Raw genomic sequence first — 13189 nt, 5'->3', positions numbered from 1 at the left:
GCGCGGGCCAGGACCTCGCGCCACGCGCGCTCGGCGTCGGCGAACCTCGTCGGCCCGGCGACCTCGACGCGCAGGGCCTCGCCCCAGCCCACCAGACCGTCGCCGCGCCGCACCCACGCCAGCGGGGCGTCGGCGGGCAGCAGGCCGAGCAGGTCGGCCGGGTCGGGGGTGGTCGCGTCGTCGGTGCCGAGGCCGTCGAGGGCGACGGTCCGGACGACGAGCGGCTGCGGCACGTCGTCCGCGGAGGTCAGCGTGCTCATCACGATCCAGCGTATGCCCGCTCCGGGCACCGCACCGGCCGCGCTCCCGTGACACGCACCACCCCTCCTCAGCCCGCCCACAGGCGCTCACGGGCCTCCTGCCTCGCCGAGCGCGGGTCGTACGGCGCGAGCGCGCGTGGCGCGCGACCCGCGCTCGGTCCGCCTGACCCGCGCTCGCGAGGGGGTGGGCGCGGAGAGGGGAGGGGTGGGGTGGGCGCGGGGAGTTCGGTGCGGGGCGGGGGACCTGCGACGATGGGGGCATGTCTCGCGCCAGCCTGGACAAGGACCCGCAAGAGGTCGCCGCGATGTTCGACGCCGTGGCGCACCGTTACGACCGCACGAACGACGTCATCTCGCTCGGCCAGGACCGCCAGTGGCGCAAGGCGACGCTCGCCGCGCTCGACGCGCAGCGGGGCGAGACGGTGCTCGACCTCGCGGCCGGCACCGGCACGTCGGCCGAGCCGCTCGCCGACAAGGGCGTGCACGTCCTGCCGTGCGACCTGTCCGAGGGCATGCTCGGGGTCGGCAAGCGCCGCCGCCCGGACCTGCCGTTCGTCGCGGGCGACGCGCTGCGGCTCCCCTTCGCCGACGAGTCCTTCGACGCGGTCACGATGTCGTTCGGGCTGCGCAACGTGCCGGACGTCCCCGCGGCGCTCGCGGAGCTCCTGCGCGTGACGAAGCCGGGTGGCCGCCTGGTGATCTGCGAGTTCTCGCGGCCCACGTTCAAGCCGTTCCGCGCGATCTACACGGGCTACCTCATGCGCGCGCTGCCGCCCGTGGCGCGCGCGGTCTCCAAGGAGCCCGACGCCTACGTCTACCTCGCCGAGTCGATCCGCGAGTGGCCGGACCAGCGCGAGCTCGGGATCCTCATCAAGCGCTCCGGCTGGGCGCACGTGGCGTTCCGCAACCTGTCGGGCGGCATCGTCGCCCTGCACCGGGGGACCAAGCCCGCCTGAGCACGGGCTGAGAAGCCGCCCGACGAGAGTGCGACGGCGGCTCGCGAGGAGTAGAACGGACCCCGGATCGCCGTGTTCGTGGGGCGGTCGGAGCGGGCGCGCCCGGAATGCGGAGCCCCAGATCACGGGCCGTTCTTCACCCCGCCGGATGAGGTTAGCCATACCTTCGCAGACAGCCTCAGAACTCGTGGTTATGCTCGCCGGAGCCGATAGTGAACAACGTCACAAGTGGGGTCACCCGTGGTGGACATTGCGACAGATGACGCAGACGTCATCGTCGTCGGCGCGGGTCCCGCCGGGGCCGGCGCCGCCTTCCACTGCGCCTCCGCGGGCCTGGACGTGCTGCTCCTCGACAAGGCCTCCTTCCCCCGGGACAAGATCTGCGGCGACGGCCTGACGCCGCGCGCGGTCGCCGAGCTCGTGCGCATGGGGCTGCCCATCCGTGAGCAGGACGGCTGGATCCGGAACAAGGGGCTGCGCGTCCTCGGCGGCGGCCACCGCATCGAGATGGCCTGGCCGGAGATCTCCAGCTACCCCTCGTACGGGCTGGCGAAGTCGCGCATGTCGTTCGACCACACGCTCGTCGAGCACGCACGCTCCGCGGGCGCCAAGGTCCACGAGCGCACGAGCGTCACCGGCCCGGTGCGCGACGAGCGCACGGGCCGGATCCTCGGCGTCACGGCACGCCCGGTCGACGAGGCCGGCAAGCGGGCCGGCGACGACGTCGTCTACCGCGCACCCGTCGTGATCGCGGCCGACGGCGTGAGCGCGCGCCTCGCCACCGGCATGGGCCTGCAGAAGCGCGACGACCGGCCCATGGGCGTCGCCGTCCGCACCTACTTCACGACCCCTCGCCACGACGACCCGTGGATGGAGTCGCACCTCGAGCTCTGGGACGGCGAGCCCGGCCGCTCCAACCTCATGCCGGGCTACGGCTGGATCTTCTCCCTCGGCGACGGCACGGCCAACGTCGGCCTCGGCTCGGTGAGCTCGACCGCCGCCGCGACGAAGGTCGACTACAAGGCGCTGTTCGCGGCCTGGATGCGCAACGCTCCCGCCGAGTGGGAGTTCACGCCCGAGAACCAGATCGGCCCCGTCCGCGGCGCCGCGCTGCCGATGGGCTTCAACCGCGGCCCGCTGTACGGCAACGGCCTGATGCTCGCCGGCGACGCCGCCGGGATGATCAGCCCGTTCAACGGCGAGGGCATCGCCTACGGCCTGCAGGCCGGTCGCGTCGCCGCCGACGCGATCGCCCAGGGCCTGGCCCGCGGCACCGTGGCCGGACGCGAGCGGGCGTTCGCCACCTACGAGCGGCGCATGAAGGACGACCTGGGCGGGTACTACACGCTCGGCCGGCTCTTCGTGCGGCTGATCGAGCACCCGGAGATCATGAGGATCTGCACGCGGCACGGACTGCCGCGGCCGCTGCTCATGAAGTTCGTGCTCAAGCTCCTGTCCGACTGCTACGAGCCGCGGGGCGGCGACGTGGTGGACCGGACGATCGCGGCCCTCGCCAGGATCGCACCGGCAGCATGACCCCCCGAAGCACCACCACGACGAAGTGGAGTGACGCGCGATGAGCAATCCGTACGTCCCGCTGCTCATCCTCATGGGCATCGCTGCGGTGCTGACCATCGGCGGCGTGAGCGCGAGCGCCGTCGTCGGCCCCAAGCGGTACAACCGCGCCAAGCTCGAGGCGTACGAGTGCGGCATCGAGCCGACGCCCCACGCCATCGGCGGCGGCCGGTTCCCGATCAAGTACTACCTCGTCGCGATGACCTTCATCGTCTTCGACATCGAGGTCGTCTTCCTCTACCCGTGGGCCGTGAGCTTCGAGACCCTGGCCGCGTTCGGCCTCGTCGCGATGCTCATGTTCCTCGTCCTCATCACGATCCCGTTCGTGTACGAGTGGAAGCGCGGTGGGCTCGAGTGGGACTGAACATCTGCACGGCACCGACCGGAAGGACGGCCTGAGCATGGGCATCGAAGAGGCACCGTCGGGCTTCCTGCTGACGACGATCGAGGACCTGGTCGGCTACTTCCGCAAGGGCTCGCTCTGGCCGGTGACGTTCGGCCTGGCCTGCTGCGCCATCGAGATGATGGCCGCGGGTGCGCCGCGCTACGACCTGTCCCGGATCGGCATGGAGGTCTTCCGCGCCTCGCCGCGCCAGGCCGACCTGATGATCGTCGCGGGCCGGGTGAGCCAGAAGATGGCCCCGGTCGTGCGCCAGGTCTACGACCAGATGAGCGAGCCCAAGTGGGTGCTCTCGATGGGCGTGTGCGCGAGCAGCGGCGGCATGTTCAACAACTACGCGATCGTCCAGGGCGTCGACCACATCGTGCCCGTCGACATCTACCTGCCCGGCTGCCCGCCGCGGCCCGAGATGCTCATCAACGCGATCCTCACGCTGCACGACCAGATCCAGAACGAGCCGCTGGGCGTCAACCGCCAGGAGGCCGCTGCCGCCGCCGAGGCCGCCGCGCTCGCCGCGACCCCCACCTCGCACATGACGGGCCTGCTGCGATGAGCGAGAAGCAGGACGCAGCCGCGGCAGCCAAGCCCGGCGACGCCACCACCGGCGCGCAGGACACGAGCAAGGCGGCCCTCGAGGCCGGCTCGCAGCACACCGGCCGCACCGCGTTCGAGGTCGTCGACGTCCGTCGCGGACTGTTCGGCGCGCACGGCACGGGCGACACCTCGGGCTACGGCGGCCTGGTCACGACGATCGCGCTGCCCGGCCCGTCCGAGCGCCCGTACGGGGGCTGGTTCGACGAGGTCGTCGACATCCTCACCGAGGTGCTCGACGAGTCCGGCACCGGCTACGCGAGCGCCGTCGAGTACGTGGTCGTCGACCGCGACGAGCTCACGCTCCACGTCGCCAAGGCGCACCTCGTCGAGGTCGCCCAGGCGCTGCGCGACGACCAGGACCTGCGCTTCGAGCTCAGCCTGGGCGTGAGCGGCGTGCACTACCCGCACGAGCACGGCCGCGAGCTGCACGCGGTCTACCAGCTGGTCTCGGTCACGCACGGCCGTCGGCTGCGGCTCGAGGTCGCGGCGTCCGACGAAGACCCGCACATCCCCTCGACCACGGGTGTCTACCCGGCGAACGACTGGCACGAGCGCGAGACGTTCGACTTCTTCGGCCTGATCTTCGACGGCCACCCCGGCCTGGCCCGGATCGAGATGCCCGACGACTGGCCCGGGCACCCGCAGCGCAAGGACTACCCCCTCGGCGGCATCCCCGTCGAGTACAAGGGCGCGACCATCCCGCCCGCGGACCAGCGGAGGTCCTACTCATGAGCACCACGCACTCGACCGCCAAGATCGTCGACGACGAGGACCTGCCGCTGTTCGAGGCGTCCGGCGGCGACTGGTCGCAGATCGCCGAGGAGGCCGCCCGCCTCGGCGAGGAGCGCATCGTCGTCAACATGGGGCCCCAGCACCCCTCCACGCACGGCGTGCTGCGGCTCATGCTCGAGATCGACGGCGAGACGGTCACCGAGGCCCGCGCGGGCATCGGCTACCTGCACACCGGCATCGAGAAGAACATGGAGTTCCGCACCTGGACCCAGGGCGTGACGTTCTGCACCCGCATGGACTACGTCGCCCCGCTGTTCCAGGAGGCGGCGTACTGCCTCGCGGTGGAGAAGCTGCTCGGCATCACGGACGACATCCCCGAGCGGGCGTCGGTGATCCGGGTCCTGATGATGGAGCTCAACCGCATCACCTCCCACCTCGTGTGCCTGGCCACGGGCGGCAACGAGCTGGGCGCGACGACGATCATGACGGTCGGGTTCACGGCCCGCGAGGAGATCCTGCGGATCTTCGAGCTCATCTCCGGCCTGCGCATGAACCACGCGTACATCCGCCCCGGCGGCGTTGCGCAGGACCTGCCCCCGGGTGCGGTCCAGGCGACGCGGGACGCGCTGGTCAACGTCAAGCACTACCTGGCCCAGCTCGAGGAGCTCATGCTGGCCAACCCGATCCTGCACCTGCGGACCAAGGGCGTCGGCTACCTGGGCCTGTCCGGCTGCATGGGCCTGGGCATCACCGGCCCGGTGCTGCGCAGCGCGGGGCTGCCGTACGACGTGCGCAAGACCGACCCGTACTGCGGGTACGAGACGTACGACTTCGACGTCCCGACGGCCACGGACGCGGACTCCTGGGCGCGGATCGTGCTGCGCATGGAGGAGATCCACCAGTCCGTGCGCATCGTCGAGCAGGCGCTGGACCGCCTCGACAAGAACGCGGGGCCGGTCATGGTCGAGGACAAGAAGATCGCCTGGCCCGCGCAGCTCGCGATCGGCACGGACGGCATGGGCAACTCGCTCGACCACATCCGCGAGATCATGGGCACCTCGATGGAGTCGCTCATCCACCACTTCAAGCTGGTGACCGAGGGCTTCCGGGTCCCCGCCGGCCAGGTGTTCCAGACGGTCGAGCACCCGCGCGGCGAGCTGGGCGTGCACCTCGTCTCGGACGGCGGCACGCGGCCCTACCGCGCGCACTTCCGCGACCCGAGCTTCAACAACCTGCAGGCCACGTCGATCATGTGCGAGGGCGGGCAGGTGGCCGACGTCGTCGTCGCCGTCGCGTCCCTCGACCCGGTGCTGGGAGGGGTGGACCGCTGATGTCGGTCGAAGCTGGAAGGACGCCCGGCCAGACGCACCGGACCGCGTACGACGACGAGACGCGCGCTCGTCTCGCCGCGGACTCCGCGGCGATCATCGCCCGCTACCCCCAGGAGCGCTCGGCGCTGCTGCCGATGCTGCACCTGGTGCAGTCGGAGGACGGCTACGTCAGCCCCCGCGGCATCGCGTTCTGCGCGTCGACGCTCGGGCTGAGCACGGCCGAGGTCTCCGCGGTCGCGACGTTCTACACGCAGTACAAGCGCCACCCCAACGGCGAGTACACCGTGGGCGTGTGCACCAACACGCTGTGCGCCGTCATGGGCGGCGACGCGATCTGGGAGCACCTCTCGGACCACCTCGGCGTGGGCCACGACGAGACGACCGACGACGGCGCGATCACGCTCGAGCGCATCGAGTGCAACGCGGCCTGCGACTACGCCCCCGTGGTGATGGTCAACTGGGAGTTCTTCGACAACCAGACGCCGGACTCGGCGGCCGGGCTCACCGACGCCCTGCGCGCGGGCCGGCCCGTGGCGCCGACGCGCGGCGCGGACTCGGTGACGTCGTTCAAGGCGATGTCCCGCGTGCTGGCCGGGTTCGACGACGGCCGGGCCGACGAGGGCGTCGGGGCCGGTGGGCCGACGGTGATCGGCACGAAGCTGGCGCGCGAGAAGGGCTGGGAGGCGCCGTCCTTCGACGGTGACCGGTCGAGCGCGACGAGCGAGGCGGGGACGGGTGGCGCGACGCACCAGCCGCAGCCCGGCGAGGAGCAGTCCAGCGCCGACCGCCCGGCGACGACCGGCGGCGACGTCTCGGCCGAGGCCGAGCAGAAGAAGCAGGCTTCGACCGACGCGAAGGAGTCCTGATGGCCACGACCCTGGCGCCGGTGCTGAGCGCCTTCTGGGACGCTGACCGCTCGTGGGCCCTCGAGACCTACGAGGCCAACGGCGGCTACCGCGGCCTGCGTCGAGCCCTGGAGATGCAGGCGCCCGACGTCGTCACGATGGTCAAGGAGTCCGGCCTGCGCGGCCGCGGCGGTGCAGGCTTCCCGACGGGCATGAAGTGGGGCTTCCTGCCCGCGCCCGACGGCGGCCCGCGCTACCTCGTCGTCAACGCCGACGAGTCCGAGCCGGGCACCTGCAAGGACATCCCGCTCATGATGGCCAGCCCGCAGCACCTGATCGAGGGCGTGATCATCACGTCGTACGCGATCGGCTGCCACCACGCGTTCATCTACGTGCGCGGCGAGGTGCTGCACGTCTACCGCCGCCTGCTCAAGGCCGTCGAGGAGGCGCGCGCGGCCGGCTACGTCGGCACCGACATCCTCGGCTCCGGGTACGACCTGGAGATCACGGTGCACGCCGGGGCGGGCGCGTACATCTGCGGCGAGGAGACCGCGCTGCTCGACTCGCTCGAGGGCCTGCGCGGGCAGCCGCGGCTCAAGCCCCCGTTCCCCGCCGTGGCGGGCCTCTACGCGCGGCCCACCGTGGTCAACAACGTGGAGTCGATCGCGTCGGTCCCCGGGATCGTCGTGGGCGGCGCGGACTGGTTCAAGTCGATGGGCACCGAGCGCTCCACGGGCCACGGGCTGTTCAGCCTGTCCGGCCACGTCACCAACCCCGGCCAGTACGAGGCGCCGCTCGGCATCACGCTGCGCGAGCTGCTCGACATGGCCGGCGGGATGCGCGGCGGTCGCGCGCTGAAGTTCTGGACCCCCGGCGGCTCGTCGACCCCGATCTTCACCGCCGAGCACCTCGACGTGCCGCTCGACTACGAGTCGGTGGGCGCGGCGGGCTCGATGCTCGGTACGCGCGCGTTGCAGATCTTCGACGAGACCACCTCGGTGGTCCGCGCGGTGACGCGGTGGACCGAGTTCTACAAGCACGAGTCCTGCGGCAAGTGCACGCCCTGCCGCGAGGGCACGTTCTGGCTCGCCCAGGTGCTGCAGCGCATCGAGCGCGGGCAGGGCACGCCGGCCGACATCGACCTGCTGCTCGACCTGTGCGACAACATCCTGGGCCGCGCGTTCTGCGCGCTGGGTGACGGCGCGACGAGCCCGATCACGAGCGCGGTGCAGTACTTCCGGGAGGAGTTCGAGGCCGGCTGCCACACGCCGGCCGACGTGCTGTTCCCGCCGGAGCGCAGCGCGCTGTTCGACTACAAGCCGCGCAAGGCTCTCGCGGGGGTGCACGCATGACGATCACATCGTCCAACCCGGCCACGTCCCTGGTCCCGGCCGCTCCTGCGCCCGCGGCCCCGACCGACGTCGAGACCGTGACGTTCAGCATCGACGGCATCGAGACGTCCGCGCCCAAGGGCACGCTCGTCATCCGTGCCGCCGAGGAGCTGGGCATCCAGATCCCGCGGTTCTGCGACCACCCGCTGCTGGCGCCCGCCGGCGCGTGCCGCCAGTGCCTCGTCGAGGTCTGGGCCCCGGGCCGCGACGGCAAGCTCGCGAAGATGCCCAAGCCGCAGGCGTCCTGCACGCTCGAGGCGACCCCCGGCATGGAGGTCAAGACCCAGCACACGTCCGCCGAGGCCGACAAGGCCCAGCACGGCGTGATGGAGCTGCTGCTCATCAACCACCCGCTCGACTGCCCGGTGTGCGACAAGGGCGGCGAGTGCCCGCTGCAGAACCAGGCGATGAGCAACGGCCGCGCGAGCGCGCGGTTCGTCGACGTCAAGCGCACGTTCGCCAAGCCGATCGCGATCTCGACGCAGATCCTGCTCGACCGTGAGCGCTGCATCCTGTGCCAGCGCTGCACCCGGTTCTCGGAGGAGATCGCGGGCGACACGTTCATCGACCTGCAGAAGCGCGGTGCCAGCCAGCAGATCGGCACGTTCGACACCGACGTCCTGGGCTTCGCGGGCGACCTGCCGACTGGCGCCTCGACGCTCGACACGAGCGGCAAGCCGTTCGCCTCCTACTTCTCGGGCAACACCGTGCAGATCTGCCCGGTCGGCGCGCTGACCAGCGCGGCCTACCGGTTCCGCTCGCGCCCGTTCGACCTGGTCTCCACGCCCGGCATCTCCGAGCACGACTCCAACGGCTCGGCGATCCGCATCGACCACCGCCGCGGCGTCGTGCTCCGTCGCCTGGCCGGCGACGACCCGGCCGTGAACCAGGAGTGGATCAGCGACAAGGACCGCTTCGCGTTCACGTGGCAGTCCGCCCCGGACCGCATCACGACGCCCCTGGTGCGCGAGCGCACCGACGACGGCACCCGCGGCGAGCTCGTGCCCGCGAGCTGGGTCGAGGCGCTCGGCGCCGCGGCCGCGGGCCTGCGCGCGGCCGGCGCCGTGGGCGTGCTGCCCGGCGGCCGGCTCACGCTCGAGGACGCCTACGCGTACGCCAAGTTCGCCCGCGTGGTGCTCGGCACCAACGACGTCGACGGCCGCGCCCGTCCGCACTCGGACGAGGAGGAGGCCTTCCTCGCGCACCGCGTGGCCGGCCGCACCCTCGAGGTGACGTTCGGCGACCTCGACCGCGCGCCCGCCGTGCTGCTCGTCGGGCTCGAGCCCGAGGAGGAGGCCGGCATCCTGTTCCTGCGGCTGCGCCAGGCCGTCGTGCACCACCGCGCCCGCGTGGTCTCCGTGGCCGCGCTCGCGAGCCGCGGGCTCGAGCGGCTCTCGGGCACGCTCCTGGCCGCCGCACCCGGCACCGAGGCGGAGGTGCTCGACGGCATCACCGCAGGGGCCCCCGACGAGCTCGGGGCGACGGCCGGCCTGCTGGGTGCCGAGAACGCGGTGATCCTCGTCGGCGAGCGGCTCGCGTCCGTCCCGGGCGGGTTCACCGCCGTGCTCGCGCTCGCCGAGCGCACGGGCGCCCGCCTGGCGTGGGTGCCGCGGCGTGCGGGGGAGCGCGGTGCGGTCGAGGCCGGGCTCCTGCCGAGCGTGCTGCCCGGCGGCCGGACCGTCGCCGACAGCGCGGCGCGCGTGGACCTGGCCGCGGCGTGGGACGTCGACGCGCTGCCGTCTGCTCCTGGCCGCAGCACGGGCGCGATCGTCGCCGGTGCGCGCGACGGGAGCCTGGGCGGCCTGCTCGTCGGCGGCCTCGAGCCTGCCGACCTGCCCGACCCCGCCCTGGCCCGCGACGCGCTGGACCGGGTGGGCTTCCTCGTCTCGCTCGAGGTGCGCGCCTCGGAGGTGACCGACCGCGCGGACGTCGTCCTGCCCGTCGCGCCCCCGGTGGAGCGCGGCGGCACGTTCGTCACGTGGGAGGGCCGTCCGCGGCCGTTCCCGCAGGCGCTCGTCTCGCACGCGCTGCCCGACCACCGTGTCCTCGACCGCCTGGCCGACGAGCTGGGCGTGGTGCTCGGCCTCGGCAGCCTGGCCGAGGTGCACGCCGAGCTCGACCAGATCGGCGGCTGGGACGGCGCCCGTGCCGCGGCACCCGCGGTGGGCGCCGACGAGCCGCCCGCGGTCGCCCCCGGCACCGCGGTGCTGGCCACCTGGCACCAGCTGCTCGACAACGGCCGCCTGCAGACGGGCGAGCAGCACCTCGCGGGCACGGCCAAGCGGCCGGTCGCGCGCATCTCGGCCGGGACCGCCGCAGCCGCGGGGGTCGCCGACGGCGGCGCGCTCGCGGTGAGCACCGACGCCGGCACGATCACGCTGCCGGTCGCCGTGACGGACATGCCGGACCACGTGGTCTGGCTGCCGACGAACGCGCCGGGCTCCGCGGTCCGGGACACGCTGCACGCCGATGCGGGCGACCTCGTCCGCGTCGCCGCAGGAAGCACGGAGGTGGCGTGATGTTCACAGCCGCGGTCGCGCCCGTCACGGCGGACTTCAGCGACGACACCTGGTGGCTCTGGGTCATCAAGGCCGTCGTCATCATCGTGTTCCTGCTCACCAGCGTGCTCTTCGCGATCTGGTTCGAGCGCAAGGTCGTCGCGCGCATGCAGGTGCGCCCCGGCCCCAACGTGCACGGCCCGTTCGGCCTGCTGCAGTCGCTCGCCGACGCCATGAAGCTCCTGTTCAAGGAGGACATGACCGTCACCGCGGCGGACAAGATCGTCTACGTCGTCGCGCCGATGATCGCCGTGTTCTGCTCGCTGCTCACGTTCGCCGTGATCCCGCTGGGCCCGTCGGTGAACCTGTTCGGCCACGACACCCCGCTGCAGCTCACCGACTTCCCGGTGGCGGTGCTCTACATCCTGGCCTGCGCGTCCGTCGGCGTGTACGGCATCGTGCTCGGCGGCTGGGCGTCCAACTCGACGTACCCGCTGCTCGGCTCGGTCCGCTCCACCGCGCAGGTCATCTCCTACGAGCTCGCGATGGGCCTGTCGCTCGTGAGCGTGTTCCTGCTGGCCGGCTCGATGTCGACGTCGCAGATCGTCAGCTCGCAGCACACCATCTGGTGGGTGCTGCCGCTGCTGCCGGCCTTCGTCATCTACGTCATCTCGATGGTCGGCGAGACCAACCGCCTGCCGTTCGACCTGCCGGAGGCCGAGGGCGAGCTCGTCTCGGGCTACATGACCGAGTACTCGTCGATGAAGTTCGCCTGGTTCTTCCTCGCGGAGTACATCAACATGCTCAACGTCTCGGCCGTCGCGACGACGCTGTTCCTCGGCGGCTGGCGCGCGCCGTGGCCGATCTCGGCGATCAACGACGGGATGTTCAACACCGGCTGGTGGCCGGTGCTGTGGTTCCTCGTCAAGCTCTGGGCCGTCATGTTCTTCTTCGTCTGGGTCCGTGGCTCGGTGCTGCGCTTCCGGTACGACCAGTTCATGAACATCGGCTGGAAGCGGCTCATCCCGGCGGCGCTCGTGTGGGTCGTGCTCGTCGCCCTGGTGCAGGGGCTGCGCACGTTCTGGCACATCGACCGGACCGCGCTGTTCGTCGTGGCTGGCGTGCTCGGGCTGTTCGTCGTCGTCAGCCTGCTGATACCGGAGAAGAAGAAGCCCGTGGCACCACCACCGACCGAGCCCGAGGTCTTCGACCCGTACGCGGGCGGGTACCCGGTGCCCCCGATGCCCGGCCAGGTGCTGCCCGCGTCGCCGCGTGCGCAGCGCCGCGCGCAGGCCGCGCTCGTCGGGTCGACGACGAGCGAGACCCCCGACACGACCACGACCGACCCGGAGGTGCACGGTGGCTGAGCCTCGCAAGGCAACGGGCAAGCAGGTCGCCCGCACGGCGGCGAAGCCCGCGCCGAAGGCGGAGTCGCGCGACGTCGAGAAGCGGTCGCCCGTCGGGGACGTCGGCGCGCCCGTGAGCTACGAGCCGCTCATGAAGCCGGCCGGCGGCGTGCGGGGCTTCCTCGCCCCCGCGGGCGGGTTCGGCGTGACGCTGTCGAACATGTTCCGGCCGACGGTCACCGAGGAGTACCCCTCGGAGAAGGTGCCGGCCAAGCCGCGCTACCACGGCCGCCACCAGCTCAACCGGTACGCGGACGGCCTCGAGAAGTGCATCGGCTGCGAGCTGTGCGCGTGGGCCTGCCCGGCCGACGCGATCTACGTCGAGGGCGCGGACAACACGCCCGACAACCAGCGCTCGCCCGGCGAGCGGTACGGCGCGGTCTACCAGATCAACTACCTGCGCTGCATCTTCTGCGGCCTGTGCATCGAGGCGTGCCCCACGCGCGCGCTGACCATGACCAACGAGTACGAGCTCGCGGGCCCCACGCGCACCGGGATGATCTGGGAGAAGCAGGACCTGCTCGCGCCGCTGCGCAGCGGGATGCTCGCCGCTCCCCACCCGATGGTCGAGGGCACGACCGACACCGAGTACTACCGCGGCGAGGTCACGGGCCCGACGGAGGCGCAGCAGGCCTGGGTGCGCGAGCACCGGCCCGACGACCCGACGCTGCCGGAGGGCGAGGGCGTCGACGCCGCCAACGTCCAGCTGAGCGACGCAGCGACGACGGCCGCCGAGATGGCCCGCCTCGTGGCGGCCGCGAACAAGCAGGGCAGCCGATGAGCACCGTCCTGCACACCGCGCTGGCGGGCGGCACCCAGACGTCGGGCGCCGAGGAGGCACTGTTCTGGGTCCTCGCCCCGGTCATGGTGCTCGCCGCGCTCGGGCTGCTGTTCGCCCGCAAGGCCGTGCACGCGGCCCTGTCGCTCATCGTCGTGATGATCTCGCTCGCGTTCATGTACGTCGCGCAGGGCGCGGTGTTCCTCGGCGTGGTCCAGGTGGTCGTCTACACCGGCGCGATCATGATGCTGTTCCTCTTCGTGCTCATGCTCGTCGGCGTCGGTGCGTCGGACTCGCTCGTCGAGACCATCCGCGGGCAGCGCTGGGCGGGCTGGATCGCCGGGCTGGGCCTGGCCGCGGTGCTCGCCGGCGTCCTCGGTACAGCGATCTACCCCGACCCGGTGGGTCTCGACGAGGCGAACG

Annotated in this window: 12 protein-coding genes and 1 pseudogene; 12 read left to right on the top strand and 1 reads right to left on the bottom strand. The window is 72.1% G+C overall.

Features of this window, described 5'->3' with window-relative positions:
• A pseudogene (locus tag D1825_RS03725) lies at positions 1–260 on the bottom strand (isochorismate synthase); the annotation flags it as partial.
• Positions 261–520: 260 nt separating this feature from the next.
• Between D1825_RS03725 and D1825_RS03720 the strand changes: the two are divergent.
• From D1825_RS03720 to D1825_RS03665, 12 genes are all read left to right on the top strand, one after another.
• Positions 521–1216 (top strand): demethylmenaquinone methyltransferase, encoded by a 696-nt coding sequence (locus D1825_RS03720; RefSeq protein WP_118766126.1) that lies wholly within the window; start codon positions 521–523, stop codon positions 1214–1216.
• Positions 1217–1456: 240 nt separating this feature from the next.
• Positions 1457–2752, top strand: coding sequence for a geranylgeranyl reductase family protein (locus tag D1825_RS03715; RefSeq protein ID WP_118766125.1), 1296 nt, complete (start codon positions 1457–1459; stop codon positions 2750–2752).
• A 40-nt stretch (positions 2753–2792) separates the two neighbouring features.
• Entirely contained in the window at positions 2793–3155 is a 363-nt protein-coding gene (locus D1825_RS03710; protein ID WP_118766124.1) for an NADH-quinone oxidoreductase subunit A, read from the top strand.
• A gap of 37 nt (positions 3156–3192) precedes the next feature.
• On the top strand, positions 3193–3744 hold the full coding sequence (locus tag D1825_RS03705; protein ID WP_118766123.1) for a NuoB/complex I 20 kDa subunit family protein: 552 nt from the start codon (positions 3193–3195) through the stop codon (positions 3742–3744).
• Entirely contained in the window at positions 3741–4517 is a 777-nt protein-coding gene (locus tag D1825_RS03700) for an NADH-quinone oxidoreductase subunit C (protein WP_118766122.1), read from the top strand. Before D1825_RS03705 ends, D1825_RS03700 begins: the two co-directional genes overlap by 4 nt.
• On the top strand, positions 4514–5848 hold the full coding sequence (locus D1825_RS03695; protein ID WP_118766121.1) for an NADH-quinone oxidoreductase subunit D: 1335 nt from the start codon (positions 4514–4516) through the stop codon (positions 5846–5848). The genes D1825_RS03700 and D1825_RS03695 overlap by 4 nt, the downstream gene beginning before the upstream one ends.
• Positions 5848–6714 (top strand): NADH-quinone oxidoreductase subunit NuoE, encoded by an 867-nt coding sequence (nuoE, locus tag D1825_RS03690; protein WP_118766120.1) that lies wholly within the window; start codon positions 5848–5850, stop codon positions 6712–6714. Before D1825_RS03695 ends, nuoE begins: the two co-directional genes overlap by 1 nt.
• Positions 6714–8045 carry an NADH-quinone oxidoreductase subunit NuoF gene (gene nuoF, locus D1825_RS03685; RefSeq protein WP_118766119.1) on the top strand — a complete coding sequence of 444 codons (1332 nt, stop codon included), beginning with the start codon at positions 6714–6716 and terminating at the stop codon, positions 8043–8045. Before nuoE ends, nuoF begins: the two co-directional genes overlap by 1 nt.
• The gene (locus tag D1825_RS03680) at positions 8042–10603 is read left to right on the top strand and encodes an NADH-quinone oxidoreductase subunit G (RefSeq protein WP_118766118.1); all 2562 of its coding nucleotides are present in this window, start codon (positions 8042–8044) and stop codon (positions 10601–10603) included. Before nuoF ends, D1825_RS03680 begins: the two co-directional genes overlap by 4 nt.
• Positions 10603–11949 carry an NADH-quinone oxidoreductase subunit NuoH gene (gene nuoH / locus D1825_RS03675; RefSeq protein ID WP_118766117.1) on the top strand — a complete coding sequence of 449 codons (1347 nt, stop codon included), beginning with the start codon at positions 10603–10605 and terminating at the stop codon, positions 11947–11949. The genes D1825_RS03680 and nuoH overlap by 1 nt, the downstream gene beginning before the upstream one ends.
• A 130-nt stretch (positions 11950–12079) precedes the next feature.
• Complete coding sequence (nuoI, locus tag D1825_RS03670) at positions 12080–12769, top strand: NADH-quinone oxidoreductase subunit NuoI (protein ID WP_118766127.1); 690 nt, start codon at positions 12080–12082, stop codon at positions 12767–12769.
• Positions 12766–13189: NADH-quinone oxidoreductase subunit J (locus D1825_RS03665; RefSeq protein ID WP_118766116.1), on the top strand; the 424-nt coding region annotated here is incomplete at its 3' end. The genes nuoI and D1825_RS03665, both read left to right, overlap by 4 nt.

Origin of the sequence: Cellulomonas rhizosphaerae (genome assembly GCF_003470205.1) — a bacterium.
In the GTDB taxonomy this organism is placed as follows: Bacteria; Actinomycetota; Actinomycetes; order Actinomycetales; family Cellulomonadaceae; genus Cellulomonas; species Cellulomonas rhizosphaerae.
This window is presented reverse-complemented; position numbering and strand designations above follow the sequence as displayed.

Bases quoted from the DNA above. Each gene is read 5' to 3' on its own strand.
- D1825_RS03680 (WP_118766118.1), top strand. From the start codon at position 8,042: ATGACGATCACATCGTCCAACCCGGCCACGTCCCTGGTCCCGGCCGCT.
- D1825_RS03710 (WP_118766124.1), top strand. From the start codon at position 2,793: ATGAGCAATCCGTACGTCCCGCTGCTCATCCTCATGGGCATCGCTGCG.
- D1825_RS03700 (WP_118766122.1), top strand. From the start codon at position 3,741: ATGAGCGAGAAGCAGGACGCAGCCGCGGCAGCCAAGCCCGGCGACGCC.
- nuoF (WP_118766119.1), top strand. From the start codon at position 6,714: ATGGCCACGACCCTGGCGCCGGTGCTGAGCGCCTTCTGGGACGCTGAC.
- nuoH (WP_118766117.1), top strand. From the start codon at position 10,603: ATGTTCACAGCCGCGGTCGCGCCCGTCACGGCGGACTTCAGCGACGAC.
- D1825_RS03705 (WP_118766123.1), top strand. From the start codon at position 3,193: ATGGGCATCGAAGAGGCACCGTCGGGCTTCCTGCTGACGACGATCGAG.
- D1825_RS03720 (WP_118766126.1), top strand. From the start codon at position 521: ATGTCTCGCGCCAGCCTGGACAAGGACCCGCAAGAGGTCGCCGCGATG.
- nuoI (WP_118766127.1), top strand. From the start codon at position 12,080: ATGAAGCCGGCCGGCGGCGTGCGGGGCTTCCTCGCCCCCGCGGGCGGG.
- D1825_RS03695 (WP_118766121.1), top strand. From the start codon at position 4,514: ATGAGCACCACGCACTCGACCGCCAAGATCGTCGACGACGAGGACCTG.
- nuoE (WP_118766120.1), top strand. From the start codon at position 5,848: ATGTCGGTCGAAGCTGGAAGGACGCCCGGCCAGACGCACCGGACCGCG.